We start from the raw sequence: 25,677 nt of genomic DNA, 5'->3' as shown, positions 1-25,677 counted from the left end.
ATCCCTTGAACAGGTAGAAGATGTACTTTGCCAAGGCTTACTTGAACTTTCTTCTAATAGTGAGCGCCTGCGTTCAATGACTTTCTTCCCTCATCTTCAAATACTACCTCTGACCGCAACTTAGTATGAGGAATAAATCAAAGCGATCGCTCCTAATTGTTTAATATTAAATCGAAGCAGCGCTTTTCTAATTAAAAGAACACACTTATATCACAGCAGGTATTTAATTCAATACCTAGTTCATTCAACAATCAAAAAAGAGAACATCAAATCATGAATAATCTCACCTTTGTAATAGAAAAAGAACTACAGCATCAGGGTATGTGTGATGCTTCTGGTTCAGTTGCAATAGACGAGCATCGATTTCTCGTTGCCAACGACGAAGATAATATTTTGAAAGTCTATTCGTCTGAAAAGTCAGGTAAACATCTTCAAAGCATTGATACAAATAGTTATTTCATTAATAATCCTCCTAAAGATGAAGTTGATATTGAAGCAGTTACACAACTGAATGGAATCTTATACTGGATAACATCCCACGGCAGAACTAAAAAAGGAAAACGCGAAGAAGAACGGCATCAATTTTTTGCTAACAAAATTACTAATTCTAGCCAACCAGTTCTCAAACAGGTTGGCAAGTCTTATACACAACTTGTACTTCAAGATATGCTACAAGAAAGCAGCCTTAAAAAATACAACTTAGAAAAAGCAGAAACTATAGCTCCTAAAGGGAAAGGTGGCTTAAATATTGAAGGGTTAACTACTACTCCTGAAGGAGAATTGCTTATCGGTTTTCGCAATCCCATTACTGATGGAAAAGCTTTACTTCTCCCTTTAAAAAATCCTCTCGAACTTATTCAACAAAACGAAGATAAATTTAGTGCCAGTTTTGGCGATCCCATAGAAATTGATTTAGAAGGCTTAGGAATTCGGAGTATTGAATACTGGGAATCTTACAAAGTCTACCTAATTATTGCAGGCGCTTATGACAGTAGCGATAAATTTGGTTTGTATTGGTGGTCAGGAAATGATGAGGAGAAGCCACAAAAAATCGAAATAAATGATTTGCCAGAGAAATTTCGCCCCGAATCAATATTGTTTTATCCAAATCAAAAAAATCGCTTTCAACTACTTAGTGATGATGGAGCAATTATTAGAATTGATAATAAGCCCTGCAAAAATATCGATGATAAAACTCATCCTGAAAAATATTTCCGAAGTGTGTGGGTTCAAGTGAGTCCAAGTTAAAAATATTACTTTCTATAAAATAACTTTGCATAGGAGTATTTTAGAAGTCAATGAAAATACATTTTTTAAGCAATCTACACGATCATCAAATTTCTAATATCAAAGTAATTGCAGAACTCTTACAGTAAAATGCAGCCTTAATTACTTCACTTACATAATCATTAATCATGACACAATCAACATCTACACAATTACCTAAACTTGTTACCCTTACTTGCTCTGGTGGTATTTCATTAGGTGCATATATGGGTGGGGTTTTCTATGAATTGGTCAAAGAGTCTGTAAAGGATAACCCCAAAATTACTATTAATATCATTACAGGTGCTTCTGCTGGTGCTATGTCTGGAGCAGTTGCTGCTTACTACTTGTTAGGAGGAGGTAGAGATAAATTATTTTCAGGCAAGGTAGAAGATGATTTATTCTATCAGGCATGGGTAGAAAAAGCTGACATGAAGTTCATCGAAGAACTTCAGCCGGAAGAAATTCAATCTAAAAACTTGAGCGTACTTTCAGGAGAAGCAATTAATAAAATTGCTGATGTAATTAAAGAGACTCCACCAATACCAGCAAACACAAAGCCACTGGCGCTTTTAATGACTGTTACTAACTTACAAGGTCTTCTTAAAAACCAAAGTGGTACTAAAGTAATTACTAATGCAGAAACTCGTGAGTTTAAGTTTAAACATGGTATAGATACAAATGATATACATGAGATGTGGGAGAAAGTAAAACTTAGTGCTAGGATTTCTGGCGCTTTTCCTGTTGCTTTTCCTCCTATTCCAGACACTTCAAATATTAAAAGTCCCAATTTTCAGAATTTAAGCGATGAGGATTATTTTGAACCAAATATTGACCCCAAAGTTTTTAAAAAATTAGTAAATGCTTATGTAGCTGATGATCGCTTAAAATTTCTGTACACTGACGGTGGTATTCTTGATAATCTACCAATTGGTAAAGCCATTGACTTTGAAACAAGGTTTCTTGAGTGGCAACAAGACGGAGAAATTAAGAGTGATCGCCAAATTGAAATTGACAAGAAAATTGAGCTTGAGCAGTTTTACGAGGTACTTGCAGAAACTCAACCTCAAGAATCATCTGAAAGAATGTATGTCTATGTTGTACCTGCACCTGTCAAAAATTTAGAGCGTTCCAAACGTCTGACAACAGGACATTTTTCTATGCTTGAAGTTGGGTTAAGTGGGTTGCAGCTTCCCAAAACAGAACAAGACTCAATTCAAATCGATGAAATTATTAGCCGTAATAAACTGGCTGCATATAAACAGCAATTAATCGAAGAAATCGACAACGGCTGTAGTGGAAATATAGAACAGGTCAAAGCAACTTTAGAAGATGCAATTCCTTATCGAAAGATTGAATTATCTCCAATCAGTCCAGCTATTGTTGGCAAAATTGTCGAAGAGAATATTGGTTCACTTAAACCTATTTTTGATAAGCTACCAAAGCACATTCAAGATTTCCTAATAGAAGGTAATGCGGAAGCTTTACTTGCTTCCGATTTTCTGGGAGCCTTTGGAGGATTTTTTAACAAAAGTTACCGCGAACACGATTTTCTTTTGGGTAGGTTGTGCGGATTGACATGGTTACATTTAAATTGCCCAGGTATGCAAATTTCTGAAAGTGAGATTGCAAGTCTTGTTAATGAGATAGAACAAAAAATTCTAGATTACGATCCTCAACCGTCCGATCTCAAGTTGAGCCAAAAAACTAGACTTGCTAGAATGGCTATTCGTGCCTTAAGAATAGTAGTAATTGAAGGAAAAATAGCAGAAAGAGAGACTCAAAAACTTATTGCTAATTTTTGGAAAGTCGTTTTTGGAATTTTCAGAATTTTGGCAATTATTACCCTCAGAACTCTCGAAGGTTTAGTAACTGTAATCATGAAAGTTTTGGAAGCATTTGGTTTCTAAATTTTTTTTGGTTAAATTGCATCGTATAAAAAGTGATCACTTGTTTTTAGTAAATACACAATAGGCAGTGAATTATGACAAAAGATGTAAATAAAGAAATAGAAGACCAAATTAAAAGATGGCATCACAGTGCAATTACCTTACATTCTACATACATAAGTTTAGGAATAATTTCGGTAGTTTCATCTGTAATAATTGCTACTTTTACTGAACGGCTTCAACCATTTTGGCTCAAAGTTTTTGCTGCTACAAGTGCCACCTCAGTAGCATTAATCAAAACAACAGATGTGGGACGTAAAGGTAACGGTTTTCGTCAAGCTCACAGACATTTAAGAGTAGCAGAACTACGATTTAATACAGGTGAAAGTTCTATTCAAGATTTAACTAAAGCCTTTGCAGAAGCTGAATTAATGATAGGAGATGTAGTAGTTGCAGTTCGAGATTTACCGGAACTACAACAATAACCATTCACGTTCTTTTAATCAGGAAATTATGCAAACAACTGTTAAAGCCAACAATATTGACATTTATGTAAAAACCTTTGGCGATCGCACACATCCCGCCGTACTCTTAATTATGGGATTAGGTTGTCAGTGTCTCAACTGGTTTCCTTACTTCTACGAGCCAATAGTAGAGCAAGGTTACTATGTTATTCGTTTTGATAATAGAGATATAGGCTTATCAACCTGGAGCGATGCTAATGGCTGGGAAAAACATCCCTATTTTTTAGACGATATGGCTACTGATAGCGTAGAGTTGCTCACAGCATTGGAGATTGACAAAGCGCACGTTATTGGTGTATCAATGGGAGGAGCGATCGCCCAACGCATGGCTATTAGCTACCCCGAACAGGTTTTGTCTCTTACTTCTATTGTCTCTTTTGCAGATGCGTCAGCTTTGAGTAAGAGCAATATATCATCTCTATCTTTGTTAGCTAAAGTCCCATCATTAGAGGAATATTTGGGGTTTTGGTCGGCGCTGGTTGGTACAATTTATCCCCTCGACATCCCGCTCTATACCCAATTGTACAAAGACAGTGTACAAGAGAGTAAACGTTACAACCCTAATTGTATAACTCATCAACTGGGTGCGATCGCTCGTTCAAGTTCACCAGACTTAGCAAAGATCGACGTTCCTACTCTCATTCTCTACGGTACAGCCGATCCTTTAATTCCCGCTACTCATGCGGTGGAGTACGCCAAATTAATCGCTGGTTCTCAACTATTCAAAATGGACGGTGTCGGACACGATATCCCCGCCGGAATTTGCGATCGCATTCATCCAGAAATTTTCAACTTACTTAAAAGGAGTTAACTTACTATGTCTAACGAAATCGAAGTTGTAAGAGCAAAATTTATTGAATATTCAGAGGTATTTAACAAGCTCGATCCTAGCTTAATACCTCCTTTCTTTAATCTGGGTTCTATACTGATAACTACAAAGGTCGTAGCTACAATGGCTAAAGAACAAGAGGTTTTGGGTGTCTTTACCCAATTTATGAACTCTTTACGCGATCAAAACTTTACTCGCAGCCAACTAGATGTAGATAACCTCAGCACAAAAATGTTGAGTGAGAATATTGCGATTGTCAGTGGCACGGCGATTCGCTATAAAAAAGATTCAGAAACAGACACAAAAGAAGTAGAGCTTGAGCAGATCGGCGTTACTTACACTTTCCGCAAAGATGATGTCTGGAAAATTGTCGCTGGCATTATTCACGAGCCAAAAAATGCGATTACTTTATAATCCCTAACTAATACTCCCTCTCCCCGCCGACAGCTTCAAATTCAAGATAGATAAGCCCAAAATTGCCAAAAATAGCACTAAACCAATCGTGCAAGCATAACTAATTTCGAGGTTTTGAAAGGCTTGTTCGTAGAGGTAATAAACTATTGTTTTGGAGCTATCGCGCGGTCCTCCTTTGGTCATAATAAAAATTTCCTCAAAAACCTTAGTAGCTGAAATTGCTGAGATTACAGCTACCAAAACTATATAAGGCTTCATCAAAGGAACTGTAATATCCCAATGCTTAGAGATACCGTCAGAGCCATCTATGGCGGCGGCTTCATACAAGTCTGCGGGAATTGCTTGCAGCCCTGCAAGGTAAATAACCATGTAGTAGCCCAACCCCTTCCATATTGTTACTGCCATCACGCTAAATAGCGCTAATTGAGGACTTGTTAGCCAGCCAAGCCCCTCTTTAGCAGAAAAAACACTTTTAATTATTTGATTGAGTAAGCCATTTTCTGCATACAGCCAACTCCAAGCAATCCCAGCAACTACTGTAGAAATTACAACAGGCGTATAGAAAGCTGCCCTAAACCAATTCATACCCCGGAGTTTTTGGTTAACTAAAATTGCGATCGCCAATGGTGCAATTACCAAAATTGGTACGACACCAATTAGATAAATTACAGTATTTTGCAAAGTTTTCCAAAACACGCGATCACCAAACAAACGCTTAAAATTTGCCAACCCTACCCACTGCGGTGGCTGAGTAATATCGTACTCGTAGCGGGTAAAGCTGAGATAAAAGGCTTGCAATGCTGGCAAAAATACCGTTATTCCCAAAATCAACAGCGCGGGAAGCAAAAATAAATAGGGAGTCAAGCGCTGAATTAACACCCGGTTTGCAGAGATGGTTTTTTGCATTAGTTTGGCTCATTAAAATTAACTGCAAGTTTTACCACTTGTCTTTTGACTTGTTTACAGCGTTCAACCCAAAATTAGTAGCAGTATCTGTACAAGATCTACTAGATGAAGGAGAACGCATGAAGAGAATATTATCAGTCATAATACTTGTTATGGTGACTTTTGCTTTTAGTTCCCCCACTCTAGCTGCCGATGCGGCTCAAGGAGCAAAACTTTTTACAGCCAATTGTGCAGCCTGTCATTTGGGCGGACGCAACGTAATTGTTGCAACTAAAACTCTAAAAAAAGATGCTTTAGAAAAGAATAATATGAACTCAATTGCAGCAATTGTGACTCAGGTACAAAATGGTAAAAATGCCATGCCTGCCTTTAAAAGTCGTTTAAATGACCAACAGATTAAAGATGTAGCTACTTACGTTCTAGAACAAGCAGACAAAGACTGGAGTTAAACATGAGTTACCTCTATCGATGTATTTTCAGTGTGGTAATAGCGATCGCTTTTTTTTGTTTTTCTCCTCCTGCTCAAGCGCAGACATTATTTGATGTAGGAGTAAAAGAGCTTGTTAACGGCAATTATCCCGCCGCTATTACTGATTTTACTAGGGCAATCGAGCTTAATGAAAATGTCGCAGAGGCCTATGGCGATCGCTGTAGCGCGCGAATTGAGTTAGCAGATTACCAGAGGGCAATTGCTGACTGTACTCAAGCAATTACCCTGGCAAAGAATCCGACAGAACCTTTACTTAGTCGCTCTATTGCCTACTACCGCCAAGGAAATTATCTAGATGCCGTCGCCGATAGCGATCGCATAATTGCTCTACATAAGTGCGATTTTCGCGGCTATTACAATCGCGCCCTTGCTTATGCAGGGCAGAAAAATTACCTCCAAGCCATTGCCGATCTCAATCGAGCTTTGGTACAACTTCCCCACAATTCTCATTCTCTCTTAGCTAATATTTATACCGATAGAGGGCTGGCGCGGTTTGAACTTGCCGACTATCAAGCAGCTATGCAAGACTTTTCTCTTGCTATTCGGCTCAATCCTCTTGGCGATCGAGCTTACTATAATCGAGGTTGTACTTGCTTTCGCCATGGCGACTATCAAAATGCGATCGCTAACTTTACAACTTCTTTGCAACTCAATCCAAGCAATGCCCAAGCTCATGTAAATAGAGGTATTGCCAGGCATCAGCTAGGCTACCAGCAAGCAGCTATTGAAGACTTACAGCAAGCCGCCCAAGACTTTATTCGCCAACAAGATCGATCGGCTTATCAAAAAACTTTAAACTCAATTGAGCAAATCCAACAAATATTAGGATCGGAATTTGAAGTAGTTGATGCCTAAATTACTCCTAAAATTCAGTCATCATGGAGTAGTTGCCATCAGTCACGTCCCCAACTTATGAGAGCCAAAATTGAAGATATGGTTCTTTACATCCATAAAGAAGATGTACCGGAGTTTAAAAAAGGCGGCTCGGTAGTAAGAAATAGTTATTTTTGGGCATTACGCTCTATTGCTGGACAAGCTTACCGCAATCGTGACTGGGAATACGAAGCCGAGGTATGGGTAGCATTATCTCGGATGCTATTATCATTTAGCGAATCTAGATATTTGGGCTTAAGCGAAACTATTTTAGAATTTCCGCGCAGCCAGGAGCAAATTCCTGAGGTGCTGCGGAGTATTTCTACTTGGGAGTAATAATTTTGTTTGTTTTTAGGTAATTACACTATCAAAGTCTCCTTAAATCCCGCGCATAATAGGTACACACCCTTGGTAGTTATTAGTACCGAATATGCACGCTCCCAACTTAAGCAAATTTACTGCTTCAATTGCAATTACTTCTATATTGTTTCTAGCTAGTAGTGCGGGGGCGCAATCTCAACAACCTACTTTTAACTTGGACAGAGATATCAAAAAAAATACTGTATGTTCCTTTATTACAGGTAATAACGTCAATATTCGTAGTGGAGCAGGCAATCGTTACAAAACTGTTGCCAAGCTTAATCGCGGCGACGGTGTAAGAGCTACTTATAAAAAAGGAAATTGGGTGCAAATTACCGCTACAGTATCTGGAACTATTCCCAATGAAACTTTTAAACCCCTTAAAGGTTGGGTATACAACGCTTATATTAATGGCTGTTCGGAAGATCAATTTGACAGATGGCGCTCTTGAGTTAGGAGTTTCTAACTGATTAGTTATGCTTGGCGACTAATTCTATGAGAGTGATTTGATATCAAACTTCATACCCAATTGTTTTAGGATTCATTCTAAAGAAAGATCGTTTAAGAGTGTAATCCTTGGTACATTGCGTGTAACCCCAATTAAATAGGACAAACCTATGAATAATCCCATCGGTGGCGTTATTCCTCCTCAGCCACCAATCGATCCTCAATCCAACGCTCACGAACTCAAATCGCGTCTAGAGTGGGGAGAGCCAGCTTTTACAATTCTCGATGTCCGCGATCGCATGGTCTATAATGACGGTCATATCATGGGTGCTATGTCCATGCCTATGAACAAATTAGTAGAAATTGCTAAAAATACTATTGCTCTAAGCCGCGATATCTATATTCACGGCGAAACCGACGCAGAAACAGCCCAAGCCGCCCAACAACTCCGCAGTGCTGGTTTTGAACATATATCTGAACTAAAAGGTGGTTTACCAGCCTGGAAAGCTATCGGTGGTCCAACCGAAGGTATCATCGAGTCTAGAACTCCCGCAGGTGCGGATGACTACAACGTAGTTTCTAGAATGCAAAATCACGCTGAAACTCAGAAAAAAGACGTATAAATTGAGATTGCAAGGAATCTAAACTAATCCTTGTCTTCTAATTCAATAAGTTGCTAGTCCAAAATACTCATTTAATTAACATAAAAATACCCATTTCCAAAATCAATTTGGAAATGGGTATTTTTATTTGAGTAAGTGTAAGTGAGAACACATTATCAAAATGAATAAATACATATAAATAGGACATTACTCATTAATTAAGCAAAATTCTGAGAAATATTTCAAAAAGTTTGTAAATATTAAAGTTGTTTGTTACATTATGAGCAAGAAAATTAATAAATATAAAAATTATGTCTCAGTTTTTAGGAATGATTCCCACACCGCCACCATTTAAAGATAAATCGCTAGTTTTTGAATTAAAAGCACGGCTAGATTGGGGCGAACCAGCATTAACAATTATTGATGCCCGCGAGCGCAGCGAATTTAATTTTCGGCATATACTAGGCGCTATTCCTATGCCCATGTCAGAACTCGTAAGCCGCGCTCAGTCATCTTTAGAAAACAGCCGCGATATCTATATCTACGGTGAAACCGATGAAGAAACAGCCCAAGCTGCGGCAAACTTGCGCAATGCAGGCTTCCAAAATGTCTCTGAACTTAGAGGTGGCGTTGCTGCTTGGCGGGCGTTGGATTACCCAGTAGAATCAATTTCGTCGCAAGTAGCCTAAGTTAATTGGTGGAGCTTTGTTCTTGGCAATGGATAATAAACACGGCTGTTGCCAAGCAGTTAATTGAAGCCGGAGCAACGATTCTTGATGTTCGCAGCCAAATCTCTTGGAGATTTGGACATATACCAAATGCGAGTTGCGTAAATTGGCAGCAGTTTTCCCAAAAAACTCCACCAAATAAAGGCAAGTTATTAGACAATTCTCAAGCTTTAGAGCAACTCCTGCGTCAACTGGGCATATCAAACAATAAGCCTGTAATTGTAATTGGCAATCCAACTCACCCTCTGCATTTTGGGGAAGAAGGGCGAATTGTCTGGATGTTACACACTTTGGGACATTCCCAAGCAGCTTTTGTTGATGGTGGGCAACAGGCACTAACTAAAGCTGATATAGCGCTGGAAATGTGGGGAAGTAAACCAAAACAAGTAGGCGATTTCAAGATTAATCGTACAACCGCTTGGGAAATTCAAACCCATCAATTGCAATCTAGTCTGGCAAATCCCCAAAGCCTAATGGTCCTTGACAATCGCGAAGCAAGAGAATATTTTGGGCATACTCCTTATGGGGAAAAGCGAGGCGGACACATACCTGGGGCAGTACATTTTTACTTTAAAGATTTATTGCAACCTAATGGTTATTTGCTCTCCCCTGAGCAGATAGACTACAAGCTTAAACAAGCAGGAATCGAAAAGGGCAGCAATCAGGAAGTTATTACTTATTGCACAGGCGGCATTCGTTCCGCTTTTTTTGTCGCCGTGCTAGTTAATTTAGGCTATACCAACGTCAAAAACTACAGTGGTTCAATGTGGGAATGGTCGCAAGCCGAAAACTCCAGCTATCCGCTTGTAAATTAAGCAGCTAATACTCAACTATTTTCCCCAACTAACAGCAAACCCGCGTAAAATTAGTTGCACGTATTCGGTTGACTTAGGAATTTTTATTAATGCCAGCAGCAGTAGGAACAATTGAAGCTTTAGGATTTCCGGCAGTGCTTGCCGCAGCAGATGCAATGGTTAAAGCTGGTGCAGTAACCCTAGTCGATTACAATTTAGCGGAAAGCGGACGGTTTGTAGTTAGTATTCGGGGTAAGGTTTCAGAAGTCCAAATTGCTTTAGCGGCGGGAATTGAAGCAGGCGCAAAAGTTTTTGGAGAACAAGCAATGACTTACTATATTGTGGCTAATCCGCCAGAAAACGTCGAAAGCGTTTTACCAATTCATTACACCGCAAAAGTAGAAGAATACAGAGTGTAGTTTATTGGTAGCTTTTGGCAAGAATTTACTAAGCTAAGGCGCGATCGCACTACCAAATGTTCGTACAATGATTGTTTGGCTTTACATACTCTATTAATCTTAGGAGATTTTTCATGTCGTCAGCACAGGCAGTTGGATCGATTGAAACGAAGGGTTTTCCGGCGGTTTTGGCGGCATCAGACGCGATGGTCAAAGCTGGTCGAGTTACATTAGTTGGCTATTTAAGAGCCGGAAGCGCGCGTTTTACTGTCAATATTCGGGGGGATGTTTCGGAAGTCAAGGCGGCTATGGAGGCGGGTATTGCTGTAGTAGAGAAGGTTTATGGCGGCACTTTGGAATCTTGGGTAATTATTCCTCGTCCTCATGAAAACGTTGAAGCAGTTTTACCTATTGGCTATGGTGATGATGTGGAAATGTTTAGAGAATCCCTAGATAGACCAGCTATTAGAGGATCGCACTAGAAAATACATTTATTAAATGTTTAATTTAAAAACATAATAAATTGCTATTAGTGTAGAGATGCTTACAACGTCTCTACTACCATCAACTTTCTTAAATGTCTTGTGTCTCAATTATTATTCCTACTCTTAATGAAGCAAGCTGTTTAGAGCGCACTCTGCACCAATTGAGTATTCTCGATCCTCCAGCCAAGGAAATATTAGTAGTAGATGGTGGGAGTAAAGATGAAACGGCAGCAATTGCCAATAAAGCAGGCATCAAGGTCTTAAGTTGCCAACCCCCAGGGCGAAGTCTTCAAATGAATTATGGAGCAAAAGCTTCTACGGGGGAGATATTGTGTTTTCTTCATGCTGATACTTGCGTACCTGACGATCTAATCGCCGTAATTACCGCTACTTTAGAAGACAAAAGTATTGCAGGAGGCGGGTTTATTTCTTTAATGACAGGTTTCCAGACTACCCGTTGGGGAGTATCGCTACACAACTACTTAAAAACTTACTATGCCCCGTTAATATTTCGTCCCCACCTGTTTTTTAAAGGACTGCGCTTGTTATTTGGCGATCAGGTAATGTTTTGTCGTCGCGCCGATTTTTGGGATTGTGGCGGCTTTGATGAGGCTTTACCTATATTAGAAGAAGCTGACTTGTGTTTGAAGCTAGTACGGCGGGGACGTATTCGTCAAGTAAATCGAATAGTCATGTCAAGCGATCGCCGTGTGGCACATTGGGGTACATTCAAGGCTACAGGCATATACCTTTATATTGGGTTATTGTGGGGCTTAGGTGTTTCACCAAGCTATTTAAAAAAGTTCTACGAGGATATTCGTTGATTCGGGGTTAAAAAGGGATGGGTTGGGTTATTTAGAGCGCGAGTTCTTTTTCCTAGGGAGTTAAAAGCTTTGCAAACACAAGCTCTCAAACGCATACGGCTAATTATCAATCCAGTTTCTGGCGACGACGAGCCAAATTTGATGAAATTGCCAGAAATTATTGCGGCAATGGATGCGGCAGGAATTAGAGCCGATATTGCCTTTACTGACCCCGATAATTCCCCAGCTTTGATTGCTCAAAAAGCGATTGAGGAAAATTACGAATTAGTAGTAGTTGCTGGGGGAGATGGTACGGTGGGCGAAGTTGCCAAGGGATTACTGCGATCGTCCATTCCGCTAGGAATTATCCCTATTGGCACTTACAACAATATTGCGCGTAGTTTGAGCATTCCCACCGATTTAGTTGCAGCGTGTCAGGTAATTGCGCGTGGTCAAATCAAAAGTATTGATGTCGGTCAAGCTAATAACGAACATTATTTTTTTGAAGCGGCAGGAGTGGGGCTAGATGCTGCCCTTTTTCCCATTGGTGAAGAAATCAAAGGCGGTCGGTGGGGACAAATGCTGCAAGCGGTTCGATTAGCAATAAATTACAAACCGCAACGGCTAAGAATTGAGTTTGACCGGACAATAGCCGAAGCCCGTGCAGCGACTTTTTTAAAGCGGCGGTTTGCGCGGCAAAAGCCCCTCGCAAAGCGAGAATTGCGGCTTTCTGCCTTATTAGTTGTAATTGCCAATGGCTCTTACTACGGTACTGGTTTTACCGTTGCTCCCGATGCCGCAATTGATGATGGCTTGCTGACAATTAGTATTTTCCGCAACTTTAGCAAATGGGAACTAATGCGTCACTTTTGGTCAATTAGCAAAGGTCAGCGTCAATATAGCCCCAAAATAGAGACTTATCGAGTTGCTGAAGTAAAATTGACTTCTGATGTCAAGATACCAGTTCATATTGATGGTCATCCCATTGGAGAACTACCTGTAACCCTGAAAGCAGTTAAGGATATGCTCAAAGTAATTGTGCCAAAAACTACCGTGATTCTACCTATTGATCGGGCTTAAGCGTTTAAATGCGATCACGCATTTTCCCTAAAATAGGATTGTTTAGTGCGATCGCTAATCTCTCTATTCACCCGACTTCAGACTGAGCTGAACTAACCATTTCTTGAGAAGCATCAGATTCTTTATTCATCAAATGCTGCACAACTAAAACTGAACAGGAAGCATGGTGAAGAACATAATTGCTTACACTTCCCAAAATTAATTCATTTATACCCGATCTGCCTCTGCGTCCCATAACTATCAGATCGGCTTGCCAATTAATAGCTAAATCGCAAATAGTTTTACCTGGACTGCCTTGATTTTGAGTAAATTCTGTACTAACTCCGGCGGCAATTGCTTGGTCAGCAAAACTTTGTAATAGGTTTAAACCTTGATTTTCAATCTCTTTGCATTGTTGTTGATAAATCTCCAGCGCTTTACTGCTTAGTCCTGCGTAGTAATCTCTACCAAAGCTTGTAGGCAGATAGGGCATCCCTTCTTCTGAAGATAAAACGTGCAGCAGCATGATACTCGCTCCTGTAGTTTTGGCTAAATCGAGAGCTTTATCAAAGACATTTCTACCAATTGTAGAGGAGTCAATAGCTACTAAAATTTTTGCAAACATAATAAACTTTCTCCCAATTACTTTAATTGAGTCCTTAGCTTTTTACAGCGCTTTGTCAGCCTATAATCTGCTAGTTTCTATTTGAAAATATGTTAATTTTACACAACATATGTTCCTGCAAAGTGCTTTTAACTTTACAAAAATCGCTTAGTATATGTGGGAAAACCTAACCATCATTAACACCAACCCCACTAACATACAAACCCAAATTATCAACGACCCCCAGCTAACAGACTGCCCTGGCTCACGTTGTTCTGTTCCAGTTAGCTTCTTGAGGATAGCCATTTGCCTTCCTCCATATTTATAAATTCTTAATTTTTAATCTAACCTAAAGGCTGCCAATAAGAGGTTGACTGCAATGAAAATTAAATACTATCAACAATAGTATAAGTTCAGGTTTAATATTGCTCTCAAGCAGCCCTAACGATGTAAAAGAGCAGCTTAATGTTCTGGTTGAGCGGCTGCCGATAAACTTTGCTACAACACCGAATAACTGTGGCAGTCTGCTCTAATCGGGTTGTTATGCCGCATTTCTATAGGTAACTGCCCGCATTCTGAAGCAGGCTCGGTTTTGTGAAGACTCATTCACCTGCTGCGGACTGGCTACACTAAACCACGTAGTCAATATTTTTCCTCCGCAGCAAGGGCTGATGTGAATTTAGCGAAATATGCAGCATCTGCAATTCGGTCGAGCAACAACATTTTACCGTCAGCATTCACAACAGATTCGTCGCCAAAATGCCCTTCCAATTCTTCACCATTGGACTTGGCCCGAATCCTTAATACTTCGTGATATATTATGTGTCCTGAATATACTTCTATAAGGTTGTACGCTTTAGCAAATTTAAACTCAATCTTAGAAAAGATAGACTCCCAAATATCTTGATGACAAAAGGATACCGATGCCTCATGCAGCTTATCATTCACAATATAAACCAGTCCTGGATGGAAAAGTTGTGCGATCGCTTTTGAGTTAGCCTGTTGTAATGCTTCAGCATAATCATTAAGCTATTGTGTACCAATAGATATTGTCATGAATTTTCTCCACTCGTTTAGATCCAACTCAAACTAAAGCATCTCCGCCATCTAACAGTAATGTTGTTCCTGTAACAAAACCATTATTCATGAGAAATACAACTGCATCCGCTACCTCCTCTGGTTTGCCAATTCTTTTAACAGGAAGCCTCTGGGCAATCTCTTGTACAATCTCATCTCGATTTTCACCGAATACTTTGTCGAGCATTTCAGTATCAATTACGCCCGCACAGACAGTATTGACTCGAATTGGAGATAGTTCAATTGCCAAATTTCGAGCGACTGCCTCAATTCCAGCATTAGCCGCTCCGGCAACTGCAAAATTAGGGTAGCCCCGCCGACCTGCTAAACCTGAGATAAAAGTGATTGAACCATTTATTGATATTCGTGAAATTGCTTGTTTAACAACGTGCAACGCTCCCCAAATCTTACTGTCTAAAGTCATGCCAAGTTGTTCCATTGTTGTTTCTACCAAAGAAGCAGTAGAAGCATCCTGAGCAGAAATGAATAGATGATCGAGGCTGCCGATTTCAGTAAATGCTTTAGCGACAGTTTCCTCATCCATCACATCAAGCACAGTAGTTGTCACTTCCCCTCCAATTGAAACCTTTGCTTGTTCGAGCTTGGTCGATGAACGTCCAAGAATCACCACCGATGCACCCTCAGCCTTAACCATTTTCGCAACAGCTAAACCAATTCCAGAGCCACCGCCAACCACCACAATCTTTTGACCAGATAACCGCATAGGTATCGCCTAAATTTCAACCTTTAAGGTTTAATTCCACCAGATCTCTACAGTGTACTCATGAATTAAGTTTAGATAAAGAAGGATTTTAGAAACTTTGAAATGAAAAATATTCATGAATAGGGCTATAATCTTTCTGTGGCTTGGGAGCAAATCATGGAAAAATTTAAAGCGATCGCAACCTTTTTGCGAGTCGTAGAAGCAAAAAGTTTTGCCCAAGCTGCTAATTTGCTTGAGCTAACGCCTTCTGCGGTTAGTAAGTCTATTTCGGCTCTGGAGGCTGAACTAGATGTTCAACTCCTGAAACGCTCGACTCGGACACTAAGCTTGACCCAAGATGGTGTTATTTTTTATGAGCGATGCCGGAGACTTTTCGATGAATATGATGAAATAGAAGCAACCTTACGGGGTACATACCAAGCTCCTCAAGGACGTTTAAGAGTTGATATGCCAATTGTTGTGGCAAGGTTCATTGTCTTGCCTGCACTGTTGGAATTTTTGCATCGATATCCGCAGGTGCAATTAGAACTAGGCGTTAACGATCGGCCAATTGACTTGATTCAGGAAGGCTATGATGCAGTTGTGCGAATTGGCAAATTGAAGGACTCTAGATTGCTAATGCAGTCGCTTTCAACAATTCGGTTATTTACCTATGCGTCACCGGACTATTTGGTGAGATATGGAGAACCCGAAACACCTGAAGCTCTATTGCAGCATAATTGTCTTGCCTATACTTACAGACCATCGGGGCAATTAGCAGATTGGTTGTTTGAGCGCGATGAAGCACGATTTTCTCTGTCGGTGACGGGAAGTTTCTGCTCAAATGACCCTGAAGCTCTCATCGATGCAACATTGGCTGGCATTGGAATTCACCAAACTGCCAGTTTTACAGTAGCTAAACATCTCCAAGCAGGCGCTCTCCAATCCATTTTGACTGGCTATAGTACCCTTGGTCTTCCTGTTTCGTTGCTTTATCCACCAACGCAGCATCTTTCGGCAAAGGTGCGTGTGTTTGCTGAATTTTTGAAGGAACAATTTGCCCGATCGCACCACACAGACAATTTCTCGATTCCTCCTACACCAACAACCTGAGCAGCATGACAAATCACTTAACAGAAACTCAACTAACTTAAGCAATATACTTAGCTGGATCTTCGCCAAATACTTTGCCACTGCCTATTTAAATAAGCCCAAAGCGGAAAGTCTAAAAATTCAATTACTAACCAGCCAATAATTCCTAAATGCAAGAAAAAAGTTAACCCCGTCCAAAACACCGGAAACCAAGATAAAGGGCGGCTAGGTACAGGAGGTCTAGCATAAACTGTGATGCCAATTAAAATCGTTGGCAGCACAACAAAAGTAATCGCTCCCAACCAGTAACCCCAGCCTATTTCTACATTTTTTAACTGCCTTTCACTCCAAGAGTTACCATTCCACCGCCACATCAAAGGCGGCTGTCTGTCTGCCATTTGCAACTGCTGTTGTTCTAAATCCGCAGTAAAAATATGATGGCAAAATTGACACGCCATCGCCTCCATCAAAGGCATAGTAGCAATTTCACCCACACGGCAAATCGGGCAAGGATAAACTTCTTGAGTTGTGAAGTATCTAGCGGATTTGTTTAAATCGTGCATAGATAAAATAATTTCTATAAGAGTTTAATTAAGATCAGTTATCGCGATGGTTATTATCATAATGAACTCTTGCCCCCGCCCATTGGAGTTTTTCTCGCAAGGTTTGATAATAAGAATAGTTTTCTTCCAAAATTATAAATTTCGCTTGACAGTCAGCCATCTTTACATCTACCCTCTGTCCGGGCCAAATAGATGTGCCTAAAATACTATCAGTCCATAATTTTGTACTGAGATCGTAATCGGCTAAGGGCCAAACACTTACCACTGAACCCGCAGGTAAAATCAAAGGACGACTCGAAAGACTCATCGGACAAATAGGCGTAACAATAATAGCTTTCATGCCATCATGCACTATTGGTCCACTAGCAGAAACAGTATAGCCTGTAGAACCCGTAGGCGTGGCAATAATTAACCCATCCCCTTGATACTGATCGACAACTTCCCCATCAATATCCATTTCCAAAATTGACGTAATCGTGCGGTCAGCAGAGGCAGGTTTGATGCACATTTCATTAAGAGCGAGAAATTTATCGCTCATCAATTCAGTATTAGTGCGATCGCCTTCATAAATTGCCGCCTGCAACATCATCCGCCGTTGAATAGCATAGCGATCGGCAAGTATTCGCTGCCAAACTTGTTCGGAGTTTTTAAATTCTTCAAAAGCTTCTGTCAAAAAGCCTAAGTGTCCCCCCACATTCACCGCCAAAATGGGGATATTGTGAGGGGCTAAATGTCTTGCTGCCGTTAGTACCGTACCATCCCCGCCTAACACTACTGCAAGATCGATTGGCTGGGTTGCGGACGCGAGAAACACTGGATAAGGGTTATCTTTTGGTCCGCTTGGTCCCATGAGAATGCGGCAATCGAGACTTTCTAATTGCCGCGCGCATTTTTCCGCCCATTGGCGGCTTTGGGCATCGGCGGCTTTGTGAGCGATAATAACCTGCTTTAGCTCCACCCGATTACCACTTCAAAAGGTTGAATTGCTCCATATCTACCGTATCGCGGTTGCGATAAATAGTCAGCACGATCGCCAGCCCTACCGCCGCCTCGGCAGCAGCAACGGTAAGCACAAATACTGTAAATACTTGTCCTTTAATTTCTTGGGCATCTAAATAGTTGGAAAATGCCATCAAATTCAAATTCACAGCATTTAGCAGTAGCTCAATGGACATCAACACTCTGACTGCATTTCGGCTAGTAATTAAGCCAAAAATACCAATACAAAATAAAGCCGCAGCTAACAATAAAAAGTATTCAAGTTGCATAATTCTCCTGCTTTTTTACTGACTTGTAGGGACACTCTTACCTGCGTCCCTACCTACTTTACCCGCGCCGACCATCGTCAAGACTGCTAGTTTTATCGCTAGACACGCCCACAAGTTCTCTTGGACGTTCTGGTAAGGTTAAAATTGGCTGTTCTTTTGTCGGCGACATAGTTTGATCGGGTAAAAATTCGCGCCGTGCAAGGATAATTGCTCCCACCATTGCAATCAGCAATAAGATCGAAGCAAGCTCGAAAGGCAACAAGAAGTCTGTAAAGAAATGCTCTCCAATCGTAATCGTCGAACTACTGCCAGGAATCGTAGGTGGCGAAAGCTCCCAAGGAGTAGCCAAAATCATCGCGCTAAGTAAGCTAAATATGCCTGCACTAACTATTGCCGTTAATGTTGGACGCACCCAAGCATTATTCATGGGCTTAAAAGTTTCCCGTTTGTTTACTAGCATGATCGCAAACAAAATTAATACGTTGACAGCCCCGATATAGATTAATACTTGAGCAGCAGCTACAAAGTCAGCATTGAGTAGTAAATACATCCCCGCAATGCTAATAAACACGCCTCCGAGCAGAAAGGCAGAATAAACGATATTAGATAACAGCACTACTCCTAACGCTGCGGCAATCATCATTATTGCCAAGATGCCAAACGAAACAATTTGTACGCCTTCTGCTAAATTCACTTTTTTATTAGTCTCCTTGTTGGCTAATGGTTTTGAGCCAAGGAAACAATATTTCCCAGTGACTCAAAACTTAAAACTATTTCGTTGCTGGTTTTTCTTGCTCGGCAATTTCTTCCGGTGTTTTACCAACGCGGCGGCTATCAGCAGGTAGATTATGCGGTTCTAAAATGCCTTTAGGTAAGTACACAAGTTCGCGCAGTGGTGTCACCATCGGATCGTCCGTTACTTTGTAAGGCAAACGCCCCAAAGCTACGTTGTCATAATTTAGCTCGTGGCGATCGTAGGTAGAAAGATCGTACTCCTCAGTCATGGAGAGACAATTGGTCGGGCAGTACTCCACGCAATTACCGCAAAATATACAAACACCAAAATCAATACTGTAGTGCTTGAGTTTTTTCTTTTTGCTGGCTTTGTCAAATTCCCAATCAACTACAGGTAAATTAATCGGGCAAACTCGCACGCAAACTTCGCAGGAAATGCACTTATCAAATTCAAAGTGAATCCGCCCGCGAAACCGCTCCGAAGGAATCAATTTTTCGTAAGGATACTGTACGGTGATCGGTCGTCGCTGCATATGGTCAAAGGTGACAGATAGCCCTTGACCAATGTATCGGGCAGCTTGTACCGTTTCTTTGGCGTAATCACCAACTTGCTTGAGAAACTTGAACATAAGTAGTGTATCTCTCTAATTTTCAGCTATCAGTTAGCCACCAAAAGCAACAGGAAAAGCTAATTTTAAGGCGGCAGTTAGTAATAGGTTAACTAAACCAACAGGCAGTAAAAACTTCCATCCTAAATCTAACAACTGATCGATGCGGACTCTAGGTACAGTCCAGCGTAACAAAATCGCCACAAATATCAGAAAGTAAGCTTTTAACACAGTCATAGTGATGCCCAGTGAAGCATCTACTAGCTGCAACCACGAACTTGTTTCACTAACTCCAAACAAGTTTGCTAGTACGTCAATTGGAATGGGAAAATCCCAACCACCCAAATACAAAACTGCGACTAGCAAAGAAGAAAGTACCAAGTTTACATAAGATCCTAAGTAAAAAAGTCCAAACTTCATCCCGGCGTATTCAGTTTGATAGCCTGCTACTAACTCCTCCTCCGCTTCGGGTAAGTCGAAGGGCATCCGTTCGCATTCAGCAAGTACGGAGATCCAAAAGATAATAAAGCCGATAGGCTGTCGCCAGACATTCCAGCCCAAAATCCCGTAACCCGATTGTTGATTAACAATGTCAATGGTACTCAAGCTATTAGACATCATGACGATCGCCAAGACTGCCAACGATAGCGGGATCTCATAACTAATTGACTGGGCGGCGGCTCTCAAGCCCCCTAGCAAGGAATACTTATTATTAGACGAGTAACCTGCCATTAGTAAGCCAATGGGCTGAATGCTAGATAAAGCAATCCATAAAAATACCCCTGTACCTACATCTGTAATTACTAGGTTTTGTCCAAAAGGCACTACCAGATAAGACAAAAATACTGGAATAACAACGATTATTGGACCTAATGTAAATAGCAGAGGATCGGCTTTTGCGGGTACTACATCTTCTTTAAAAACTAGCTTTAGTCCATCCGCTACGGGAGCTAGTAACCCAAAAGGTCCCATAAAATCAGGACCAATACGTTGCTGGGCGGCGGCAGAAATTTTCCGCTCTAGCCATGTAGTAACTAATACCCCTACTGTTGCACCAATAATCATCAATATCATTGGCAGTGGCATCCAAATAGCTTTGGCTGTACCCGCAGGCAAGCCTAGCTGTATCAGAGATTCAATAAAGGTTCCTTGGAGGTCTATTCCTGAATTCATGTTTACGCTCTTAACATCATTGATTCAGTTAGTTATTTACAAAGCTGCTGTTAGGGATTGACGACTAGGGCTATTCCTGCAAGGCTTGTAAATTCACTTTGTTTTCGGTTATCTAAACTAACAGCTTGGAAGTAAAGATTTTTTACCTATTCCAATGCTTAGTATACCGTTGCCTAGAGAAGTTAAATGCACCGTCTATCTCTGCTCGATCGGAATATAAGCTTCTTTGTGCAAACCGCTATACACTTGGCTAGGGCGAAAAATTCGATTTTCCGCTAATTGTTCTTTCCAGTGTGCCAGCCAGCCAGCTACACGGGCGATCGCAAAAACTGGCGTAAATAAATCTGTAGGTATTCCTAGCTTTCTATACACCAAACCTGAGTAAAAGTCAACATTTGGATAAATTCCTTTATGACCGAGTTTTTCGGCAACAACTTGTTCCATTTCTAGGGCAATATCGTAGTATTTGTCATGCCCAAACTGCTCGAATAGTTGCTCTACTAAGCTTTGCAAAATAGTGGCTCTGGGATCTTTGACTTTATAAACGCGATGACCAAAGCCCATAATTTTAGCTTTGCGTTGCAGTCGGTCTTCCAAGTAGGAGCGGACATTTTCTACAGAGCCAATTTCTTCTAGCATCCCAATTACTTCTTCATTAGCGCCACCATGCAAAGGTCCGCCCAACGTACCTACGGCGGAAGCTACTACCGCATAAGGATCGGTCAAGGTAGAGGCTGTGACTCTAGCGCTGAAAGTAGAGGCATTCATTGTATGCTCGGCGTGCAAGGTCAGACAAACATCAAAAATTCGCGCCGATAGAGGGTCGGGTTCTTTTTCGCTGAGCATATAGAGAAAATTTGCTGAGTAATCCAAGTCATCGCGCGGGCGCACCGGGTCATTACCTTTACGCATGAGTTGGAATGCAGCCACCATCGTCGGAATCGTAGCTAGGAGGCGCACCACTGCATCGCGGATGTAGACGGGGTTATCTAGGTCGCGACGGGAATAGAACAAGCCCAAAGCGGCGGCAGAGGCTTGCAGGGCATCCATTGGGTGTCCGCTTTCGGGAAAACATTTCATCATGTCTCGGATGCGATACTTGATCCGGCGATGATAGCGAACTTCATGCTCAAACTCAGCAAGTTCTTGTTGAGTTGGTAATTTTCCCCAAATTAATAGGTAAGACGTTTCTAGAAATGTACTTTTTTCGGCTAATTCTTCAATCCGGATGCCTCGATATTCAAGTATCCCCTGTTGTCCATCGACACAGCTAATACTAGATTCGGCGGCAGGTATGCCTTCCAATCCAGGCTTAAATTCGCATAAAGACATAGCTACACCAGCAAAAATTAATAATTACTAAATAATACTCAGGCTAACTTATCAGAAACTGCTGCAACTATTGCATTTTTACGATCGCTCCTTCTAGGCGATCGCTCAAAGTTACCCATTGAGGTACGCTTAAATCCTCCGCGCGGGCTTGGGGGTTGATATCTAATTGTTCCAGCAATTGAGTCAGTTCGTCCCGCTCTACTACAGATTTGAGGTTATTTCTCAGCATTTTGCGCTTGGTGGCAAAACCCAGCTTGACTAAAGTTTCCAACTTCTGAGGATTAGTAGCTGCGGGCAATATTTGCCGAGGACGCAACCGCACCACTGCCGAATCTACTTTGGGCGCTGGCGAAAAGCATTGAGCGGGGACAAGGCAAATTAATTCGCATTCTGCCAAATACTGGACTCGCACCGATAGCGCTCCAAAAGCTCTATTGCCGGGCTTGGCGTACAATCGCTCGGCGACTTCTTTTTGCACCAATAGCACAATCGAGTCAAAGTTTTGAGCGGGTGGAATTGAAATTTTCCCTAACAACTTTTCTAAAATTGGTCCAGTAATATTGTAAGGAATATTTGCCACCACCTTATTAAGATTGGCGCAAGCATCATAATCAGGCAATTGCAGGCTGAGAATATCTCCTTGCAGCAGTAAAAAGTTGCTAATTTTACCGAGTTGCTTTGCCAATAAATCGCATAAATCGCGGTCAATTTCTACCGCCACCACCGACTGAGCTAAGGGTAACAACTGACGAGTCAGCACCCCCTTACCTGGTCCAATTTCCAAAATGCGATCGCTAGTATTAATTTCTGCTGCTTTAATTATCTGGTGCAGCACCTTCTCACTTTTCAGCCAATGTTGGGCAAAAATTTTACGCGCTCTTACCACTTATATCCTTTTTGAAACCGCCAGACAATTTTCGATATACCACCGCCAGGGTAACTCTATCCCTTTAGAGATCCCAATCCGGGTAGTTTGCACAAAACTAATTTCCCCCGTTGTTACTTTGTTTGTAAATTCCTCGCTGCGATGCTCTAACCACAGCGCCGACCCACTCTGCAACGATATCCCATTTAAACTGCGATCGATTTGCATTGCCCGACATAGCTTACCTGGACCCGCCGCAAACTTTTGTAAATTCTCCCCTTCTGGGACATTCTCTAATTGTAAAGCCCGAATTAGCACCGCACTCGGCACTCCATCTAAGTCTGTAACTACATTAAAACAGTGGTAAATGCCATAAATTAGATAAATGTAGCTTCTCCCTGGCGCTCCAAAAACAACACTATTGCGACTTGTACGGCTTTTGTAAGCATGAAAAGCTGGATCTCCAACCTCATAAGCCTCCGTTTCAACTATTGCTCCCCGGATAATTTGCCCATCAGGCAATTGACGCACCAGTACGCAGCCCAAAAGCAACGGTGCAATTTCTGTTGCTGGACGCGCCAGCCAATTCGGTTCTACAATCTGATTGAATACAGTTGAATTAAGCAAAGCAAGTTAGCTAAAGTAACATCGTACTACTAGCCCAATTGTAAAATTACTAAGCAAACAGTACAACTACTACGGAGATAAATATGGATGTCAAGCTGGTATTAGTAGGTTTAACTGTAATATTTACAGTCTCTTGCCTATTTTTTGGCACTAAAAATGGGTTTTATGACTCTAAAAACTATCATGGCAATGGCTCGGCTCATTAAATTAAGGCTACACAAAATTTAATGTTTTTCACCTCCCACCCGTGCCAGCTTGGGGAAGAAAGGGATTTCTAGAGCAATAATTCTAATTTTCTCTGGGGCAGGTGTGGCAATGCAAAGAATCTCAACTTGGACGCAACTCTTAAAAAGTAATCGCGCCGGAATCCTTGGACGCGCGCATGAGATACGGGAAGAATCCTTCTCCCCGTATCTCTCTCGACTTTACGCAACCTTATCTTCGCCAAGCAATGAGGAGTAGTAATATATCCTCCTCTAGCTCTAATATTGGAGGATCGGGTTCGGAACTAGAATGTTTGCCTTATGGCGTTCACCATCACGACGAGGGTGTATGTCTGTTAGTGCGGATGGGACCATACCGCATTTTACTAGACTGCGGAATTGAAGATATTTCGCCGCTCCAAGCTTTAGAACAACCAATAGACTTAGTTCTATGCAGCCACGCCCACTCAGACCACGCTAGAGGCTTATTAGCCCTGCATCAAGCTTTTCCGACTTTACCCATCTACGCCAGCGAAGTCACAACCCAGTTACTACCGCTAAATTGGCACAATACCGAGGAACCGATACCTCAATTTTGCCACGCCTTGCCTTGGCGATCACCAATTGAGTTTCATAACGGCTTAGTTGCCCAGTTGTTCCCCGCCGGACACTTGCCGGGAGCGGCGGCAATTCTCCTTACCTACACCAATGCCCAGCGCTCTTACAAGCTGCTTTATACGGGGGATTTTTTCTTATCCAATTCCCGCCTAGTAGATGGATTGCCCTTAGAAGAATTACGCGGTTTAGAGCCAGACGTACTAATTATTGAGGGCAGTTACGGCACATCGCGCCATCCTCATCGCCGCACTCAAGAAAATACTTTAGCAGAACGCATCAATCGTGCGATCGCCTCAAATCATTCGGTCTTGCTACCTACACCTACTTTAGGCTTAGGGCAAGAAATTTTAATGCTGCTCCGCAGCCACCATAATTTTACTGGGCGCGACCTAAATATCTGGGTAGATGGAAGTGTTGCCAATGGTTGCGATGCCTACTTGCAACTGCTTCCTTATCTCCCTGCTGCCGTCCAAAACTTTGCCCGCCATCAGCCCTTATTTTGGGATGAACGAGTTCGTCCCCGGATGCGGCGTTTACAACCCCAGCAGCAGCTTAATAACGGGCAGCCTTGTATAGTCTTGACTGATGACACCAAGGATTTAACTCAATATTGTCAGCCAGATACTGGCGCTTGGCTAATCTTTCTGCCTGAGAAGCCCGGTCATTCGGTAATAAATACTTTTACTACCAATTTGCCCTCAACTAACATTGAAACTTACTTACTTGCCCAACATAGCGATGGACCTGGAATTACTCAACTAATTCACAACTTACGACCCCAAGATGTAATCTTTATTCACGGTTCCCCTACCTACCTCGCTGACTTAACTAGCTTAGAGGAGTTGCAAAATCGCTATCACTTGCATTCTCCATCGGCTGGCACTTTGGTAGAACTGAGAATTGGCGAACTGTTTTTGCAGCCGCCAGCGCCGCCAGAAACTAGCTACGAAGGCGAACTAAATGAATTGGGTAGTATAGTCACAATTACTCTCCCCGATGCCGTTACGACCGATCCGCGTTGGCGAAATTTTGCCGATACAGGCTTAGTATCTGCTCGTTGGCAAGGAGAAGAATTAGTATTGCGAGGCTTGTCTTCCCGCGAACTGCTCCATACTTCTCATAGCGATTTCCCAGCTTGGAATAATTTAAACTGTTGCGGTACTTGTAAATTTTACCGGGGACAACGTTGTTGGAATCAAGCTTCTCCCCTGTTTGGCTTTAAAGTAACGCCAGAAGGCTATTGCCCTGTATTTGAAAGGCTAAATGAATCTGATGCTGATTTTTCTACCCAAGCTCAGGAGTCAAGCGAACAAGAATCCTAACTTTAGGCTCTAACTGTTGG

General features: G+C 41.6%; 32 protein-coding genes. 19 read left to right on the top strand and 13 right to left on the bottom strand.

Going from position 1 to position 25,677, the window contains the following annotated elements; translation table 11 throughout:
- Positions 1-273 precede the first annotated feature (273 nt).
- The 5 genes from AC2VE5_RS10995 (at position 274) to AC2VE5_RS10975 (ending at position 4,922) form a co-directional block, all read left to right on the top strand.
- On the top strand, positions 274-1,248 hold the full coding sequence (locus AC2VE5_RS10995; RefSeq protein WP_486887788.1) for a DUF3616 domain-containing protein: 975 nt from the start codon (positions 274-276) through the stop codon (positions 1,246-1,248).
- Positions 1,249-1,415: 167 nt separating this feature from the next.
- The gene (locus tag AC2VE5_RS10990; protein WP_486887787.1) at positions 1,416-3,176 is read left to right on the top strand and encodes a patatin-like phospholipase family protein; all 1,761 of its coding nucleotides are present in this window, start codon (positions 1,416-1,418) and stop codon (positions 3,174-3,176) included.
- Positions 3,177-3,250: 74 nt separating this feature from the next.
- Positions 3,251-3,640 (top strand): hypothetical protein, encoded by a 390-nt coding sequence (locus AC2VE5_RS10985; protein WP_486887786.1) that lies wholly within the window; start codon positions 3,251-3,253, stop codon positions 3,638-3,640.
- Positions 3,641-3,668: 28 nt separating this feature from the next.
- The gene (locus tag AC2VE5_RS10980) at positions 3,669-4,490 is read left to right on the top strand and encodes an alpha/beta fold hydrolase (RefSeq protein WP_486887785.1); all 822 of its coding nucleotides are present in this window, start codon (positions 3,669-3,671) and stop codon (positions 4,488-4,490) included.
- 6 nt (positions 4,491-4,496) lie between these two features.
- Complete coding sequence (locus AC2VE5_RS10975; RefSeq protein WP_486887784.1) at positions 4,497-4,922, top strand: DUF6841 family protein; 426 nt, start codon at positions 4,497-4,499, stop codon at positions 4,920-4,922.
- 3 nt (positions 4,923-4,925) lie between these two features.
- Here AC2VE5_RS10975 and AC2VE5_RS10970 read toward each other — a convergent pair whose 3' ends face one another.
- Positions 4,926-5,828, bottom strand: a complete 903-nt coding sequence (locus tag AC2VE5_RS10970) for a carbohydrate ABC transporter permease (RefSeq protein WP_486887783.1) — start codon at positions 5,826-5,828, stop codon at positions 4,926-4,928.
- A 119-nt stretch (positions 5,829-5,947) separates the two neighbouring features.
- On the opposite strand from AC2VE5_RS10970, the gene petJ reads away from it, so the two are divergent.
- The 11 genes from petJ to AC2VE5_RS10915 all read left to right on the top strand — a co-directional run bounded on the left by petJ (position 5,948) and on the right by AC2VE5_RS10915 (position 12,888).
- Entirely contained in the window at positions 5,948-6,277 is a 330-nt protein-coding gene (petJ, locus tag AC2VE5_RS10965) for a cytochrome c6 PetJ (RefSeq protein WP_486887790.1), read from the top strand.
- A 2-nt stretch (positions 6,278-6,279) separates the two neighbouring features.
- Entirely contained in the window at positions 6,280-7,173 is an 894-nt protein-coding gene (locus AC2VE5_RS10960; protein ID WP_486887782.1) for a tetratricopeptide repeat protein, read from the top strand.
- A 57-nt stretch (positions 7,174-7,230) separates the two neighbouring features.
- Complete coding sequence (locus tag AC2VE5_RS10955; protein WP_486887781.1) at positions 7,231-7,527, top strand: hypothetical protein; 297 nt, start codon at positions 7,231-7,233, stop codon at positions 7,525-7,527.
- 94 nt (positions 7,528-7,621) lie between these two features.
- Positions 7,622-8,002 carry an SH3 domain-containing protein gene (locus AC2VE5_RS10950; protein WP_486887780.1) on the top strand — a complete coding sequence of 127 codons (381 nt, stop codon included), beginning with the start codon at positions 7,622-7,624 and terminating at the stop codon, positions 8,000-8,002.
- Positions 8,003-8,168: 166 nt separating this feature from the next.
- Positions 8,169-8,621 (top strand): rhodanese-like domain-containing protein, encoded by a 453-nt coding sequence (locus AC2VE5_RS10945; RefSeq protein ID WP_486887779.1) that lies wholly within the window; start codon positions 8,169-8,171, stop codon positions 8,619-8,621.
- Positions 8,622-8,911: 290 nt separating this feature from the next.
- Positions 8,912-9,289: a rhodanese-like domain-containing protein gene (locus AC2VE5_RS10940; protein ID WP_486887778.1), complete on the top strand. Its 378-nt coding sequence runs from the start codon at positions 8,912-8,914 to the stop codon at positions 9,287-9,289.
- 8 nt (positions 9,290-9,297) lie between these two features.
- Positions 9,298-10,143, top strand: a complete 846-nt coding sequence (locus tag AC2VE5_RS10935; RefSeq protein WP_486887777.1) for a sulfurtransferase — start codon at positions 9,298-9,300, stop codon at positions 10,141-10,143.
- Between the two features lie 89 nt (positions 10,144-10,232).
- Positions 10,233-10,541, top strand: coding sequence for a carbon dioxide-concentrating mechanism protein CcmK (locus tag AC2VE5_RS10930; protein WP_486887776.1), 309 nt, complete (start codon positions 10,233-10,235; stop codon positions 10,539-10,541).
- 113 nt (positions 10,542-10,654) lie between these two features.
- Positions 10,655-11,002: a carbon dioxide-concentrating mechanism protein CcmK gene (locus AC2VE5_RS10925; RefSeq protein ID WP_106367728.1), complete on the top strand. Its 348-nt coding sequence runs from the start codon at positions 10,655-10,657 to the stop codon at positions 11,000-11,002.
- A gap of 95 nt (positions 11,003-11,097) precedes the next feature.
- Complete coding sequence (locus tag AC2VE5_RS10920) at positions 11,098-11,829, top strand: TIGR04283 family arsenosugar biosynthesis glycosyltransferase (RefSeq protein WP_486887775.1); 732 nt, start codon at positions 11,098-11,100, stop codon at positions 11,827-11,829.
- 69 nt (positions 11,830-11,898) lie between these two features.
- A complete protein-coding gene (locus tag AC2VE5_RS10915; RefSeq protein WP_486887774.1) occupies positions 11,899-12,888 on the top strand; it encodes a diacylglycerol/lipid kinase family protein in 990 nt (329 codons plus the stop codon).
- Between the two features lie 67 nt (positions 12,889-12,955).
- On the opposite strand, the gene AC2VE5_RS10910 is transcribed toward AC2VE5_RS10915, so the two are convergent.
- The 3 genes from AC2VE5_RS10910 to AC2VE5_RS10900 form a co-directional block, all read right to left on the bottom strand.
- On the bottom strand, positions 12,956-13,492 hold the full coding sequence (locus AC2VE5_RS10910) for a universal stress protein (RefSeq protein WP_486887773.1): 537 nt from the start codon (positions 13,490-13,492) through the stop codon (positions 12,956-12,958).
- 621 nt (positions 13,493-14,113) lie between these two features.
- On the bottom strand, positions 14,114-14,419 hold the full coding sequence (locus AC2VE5_RS10905; protein ID WP_486887772.1) for a hypothetical protein: 306 nt from the start codon (positions 14,417-14,419) through the stop codon (positions 14,114-14,116).
- A 136-nt stretch (positions 14,420-14,555) separates the two neighbouring features.
- Positions 14,556-15,272, bottom strand: a complete 717-nt coding sequence (locus AC2VE5_RS10900; RefSeq protein WP_486887771.1) for an SDR family oxidoreductase — start codon at positions 15,270-15,272, stop codon at positions 14,556-14,558.
- Between the two features lie 156 nt (positions 15,273-15,428).
- Between AC2VE5_RS10900 and AC2VE5_RS10895 the strand changes: the two genes are divergently transcribed.
- Positions 15,429-16,364, top strand: coding sequence for a LysR family transcriptional regulator (locus tag AC2VE5_RS10895; protein WP_486887770.1), 936 nt, complete (start codon positions 15,429-15,431; stop codon positions 16,362-16,364).
- A 50-nt stretch (positions 16,365-16,414) separates the two neighbouring features.
- Here AC2VE5_RS10895 and AC2VE5_RS10890 read toward each other — a convergent pair whose 3' ends face one another.
- The 9 genes from AC2VE5_RS10890 to AC2VE5_RS10850 all read right to left on the bottom strand — a co-directional run bounded on the left by AC2VE5_RS10890 (position 16,415) and on the right by AC2VE5_RS10850 (position 23,514).
- Positions 16,415-16,906: a hypothetical protein gene (locus AC2VE5_RS10890; protein ID WP_486887769.1), complete on the bottom strand. Its 492-nt coding sequence runs from the start codon at positions 16,904-16,906 to the stop codon at positions 16,415-16,417.
- 34 nt (positions 16,907-16,940) lie between these two features.
- Entirely contained in the window at positions 16,941-17,864 is a 924-nt protein-coding gene (locus AC2VE5_RS10885) for an NAD(+) kinase (protein WP_486887768.1), read from the bottom strand.
- Positions 17,865-17,868: 4 nt separating this feature from the next.
- Positions 17,869-18,174, bottom strand: coding sequence for an NADH-quinone oxidoreductase subunit NuoK (gene nuoK, locus AC2VE5_RS10880; RefSeq protein WP_009630993.1), 306 nt, complete (start codon positions 18,172-18,174; stop codon positions 17,869-17,871).
- A gap of 58 nt (positions 18,175-18,232) precedes the next feature.
- Positions 18,233-18,868, bottom strand: coding sequence for an NADH-quinone oxidoreductase subunit J (locus AC2VE5_RS10875; protein WP_486887767.1), 636 nt, complete (start codon positions 18,866-18,868; stop codon positions 18,233-18,235).
- Between the two features lie 76 nt (positions 18,869-18,944).
- Positions 18,945-19,538: an NAD(P)H-quinone oxidoreductase subunit I gene (gene ndhI, locus AC2VE5_RS10870; protein ID WP_486887766.1), complete on the bottom strand. Its 594-nt coding sequence runs from the start codon at positions 19,536-19,538 to the stop codon at positions 18,945-18,947.
- A gap of 33 nt (positions 19,539-19,571) precedes the next feature.
- On the bottom strand, positions 19,572-20,690 hold the full coding sequence (gene nuoH / locus AC2VE5_RS10865) for an NADH-quinone oxidoreductase subunit NuoH (protein ID WP_486887765.1): 1,119 nt from the start codon (positions 20,688-20,690) through the stop codon (positions 19,572-19,574).
- A gap of 195 nt (positions 20,691-20,885) precedes the next feature.
- Positions 20,886-22,022, bottom strand: a complete 1,137-nt coding sequence (locus tag AC2VE5_RS10860; protein WP_486887764.1) for a citrate synthase — start codon at positions 22,020-22,022, stop codon at positions 20,886-20,888.
- A gap of 67 nt (positions 22,023-22,089) precedes the next feature.
- The gene (gene rsmA / locus AC2VE5_RS10855) at positions 22,090-22,908 is read right to left on the bottom strand and encodes a 16S rRNA (adenine(1518)-N(6)/adenine(1519)-N(6))-dimethyltransferase RsmA (RefSeq protein ID WP_486887763.1); all 819 of its coding nucleotides are present in this window, start codon (positions 22,906-22,908) and stop codon (positions 22,090-22,092) included.
- Positions 22,909-23,514, bottom strand: a complete 606-nt coding sequence (locus AC2VE5_RS10850; RefSeq protein WP_486887762.1) for a DNA-3-methyladenine glycosylase — start codon at positions 23,512-23,514, stop codon at positions 22,909-22,911.
- Between the two features lie 83 nt (positions 23,515-23,597).
- Here AC2VE5_RS10850 and AC2VE5_RS10845 point away from each other — a divergent pair, with 83 nt between their 5' ends.
- Positions 23,598-23,720 (top strand): hypothetical protein, encoded by a 123-nt coding sequence (locus tag AC2VE5_RS10845; protein ID WP_486887761.1) that lies wholly within the window; start codon positions 23,598-23,600, stop codon positions 23,718-23,720.
- Between the two features lie 245 nt (positions 23,721-23,965).
- The gene (locus AC2VE5_RS10840; RefSeq protein WP_486887789.1) at positions 23,966-25,657 is read left to right on the top strand and encodes an MBL fold metallo-hydrolase; all 1,692 of its coding nucleotides are present in this window, start codon (positions 23,966-23,968) and stop codon (positions 25,655-25,657) included.
- Positions 25,658-25,677 lie beyond the last annotated feature (20 nt).

The organism is Aliterella sp. E5.1 (assembly GCF_057473825.1).
This window is presented reverse-complemented; position numbering and strand designations above follow the sequence as displayed.

Excerpts from the sequence above, each read along its gene's own strand:
- AC2VE5_RS10995 (WP_486887788.1), top strand. The coding sequence starts at position 274 with ATGAATAATCTCACCTTTGTAATAGAAAAAGAACTACAGCATCAGGGT.
- AC2VE5_RS10990 (WP_486887787.1), top strand. The coding sequence starts at position 1,416 with ATGACACAATCAACATCTACACAATTACCTAAACTTGTTACCCTTACT.
- AC2VE5_RS10985 (WP_486887786.1), top strand. The coding sequence starts at position 3,251 with ATGACAAAAGATGTAAATAAAGAAATAGAAGACCAAATTAAAAGATGG.
- AC2VE5_RS10980 (WP_486887785.1), top strand. The coding sequence starts at position 3,669 with ATGCAAACAACTGTTAAAGCCAACAATATTGACATTTATGTAAAAACC.
- AC2VE5_RS10975 (WP_486887784.1), top strand. The coding sequence starts at position 4,497 with ATGTCTAACGAAATCGAAGTTGTAAGAGCAAAATTTATTGAATATTCA.
- AC2VE5_RS10970 (WP_486887783.1), bottom strand. The coding sequence starts at position 5,828 with ATGCAAAAAACCATCTCTGCAAACCGGGTGTTAATTCAGCGCTTGACT.
- petJ (WP_486887790.1), top strand. The coding sequence starts at position 5,948 with ATGAAGAGAATATTATCAGTCATAATACTTGTTATGGTGACTTTTGCT.
- AC2VE5_RS10960 (WP_486887782.1), top strand. The coding sequence starts at position 6,280 with ATGAGTTACCTCTATCGATGTATTTTCAGTGTGGTAATAGCGATCGCT.
- AC2VE5_RS10955 (WP_486887781.1), top strand. The coding sequence starts at position 7,231 with ATGAGAGCCAAAATTGAAGATATGGTTCTTTACATCCATAAAGAAGAT.
- AC2VE5_RS10950 (WP_486887780.1), top strand. The coding sequence starts at position 7,622 with ATGCACGCTCCCAACTTAAGCAAATTTACTGCTTCAATTGCAATTACT.
- AC2VE5_RS10945 (WP_486887779.1), top strand. The coding sequence starts at position 8,169 with ATGAATAATCCCATCGGTGGCGTTATTCCTCCTCAGCCACCAATCGAT.
- AC2VE5_RS10940 (WP_486887778.1), top strand. The coding sequence starts at position 8,912 with ATGTCTCAGTTTTTAGGAATGATTCCCACACCGCCACCATTTAAAGAT.
- AC2VE5_RS10930 (WP_486887776.1), top strand. The coding sequence starts at position 10,233 with ATGCCAGCAGCAGTAGGAACAATTGAAGCTTTAGGATTTCCGGCAGTG.
- AC2VE5_RS10925 (WP_106367728.1), top strand. The coding sequence starts at position 10,655 with ATGTCGTCAGCACAGGCAGTTGGATCGATTGAAACGAAGGGTTTTCCG.
- AC2VE5_RS10920 (WP_486887775.1), top strand. The coding sequence starts at position 11,098 with ATGTCTTGTGTCTCAATTATTATTCCTACTCTTAATGAAGCAAGCTGT.
- AC2VE5_RS10910 (WP_486887773.1), bottom strand. The coding sequence starts at position 13,492 with ATGTTTGCAAAAATTTTAGTAGCTATTGACTCCTCTACAATTGGTAGA.
- AC2VE5_RS10900 (WP_486887771.1), bottom strand. The coding sequence starts at position 15,272 with ATGCGGTTATCTGGTCAAAAGATTGTGGTGGTTGGCGGTGGCTCTGGA.
- AC2VE5_RS10895 (WP_486887770.1), top strand. The coding sequence starts at position 15,429 with ATGGAAAAATTTAAAGCGATCGCAACCTTTTTGCGAGTCGTAGAAGCA.
- AC2VE5_RS10890 (WP_486887769.1), bottom strand. The coding sequence starts at position 16,906 with ATGCACGATTTAAACAAATCCGCTAGATACTTCACAACTCAAGAAGTT.
- nuoK (WP_009630993.1), bottom strand. The coding sequence starts at position 18,174 with ATGCAACTTGAATACTTTTTATTGTTAGCTGCGGCTTTATTTTGTATT.
- ndhI (WP_486887766.1), bottom strand. The coding sequence starts at position 19,538 with ATGTTCAAGTTTCTCAAGCAAGTTGGTGATTACGCCAAAGAAACGGTA.
- nuoH (WP_486887765.1), bottom strand. The coding sequence starts at position 20,690 with ATGAATTCAGGAATAGACCTCCAAGGAACCTTTATTGAATCTCTGATA.
- AC2VE5_RS10860 (WP_486887764.1), bottom strand. The coding sequence starts at position 22,022 with ATGTCTTTATGCGAATTTAAGCCTGGATTGGAAGGCATACCTGCCGCC.
- AC2VE5_RS10845 (WP_486887761.1), top strand. The coding sequence starts at position 23,598 with ATGGATGTCAAGCTGGTATTAGTAGGTTTAACTGTAATATTTACAGTC.
- AC2VE5_RS10840 (WP_486887789.1), top strand. The coding sequence starts at position 23,966 with ATGAGGAGTAGTAATATATCCTCCTCTAGCTCTAATATTGGAGGATCG.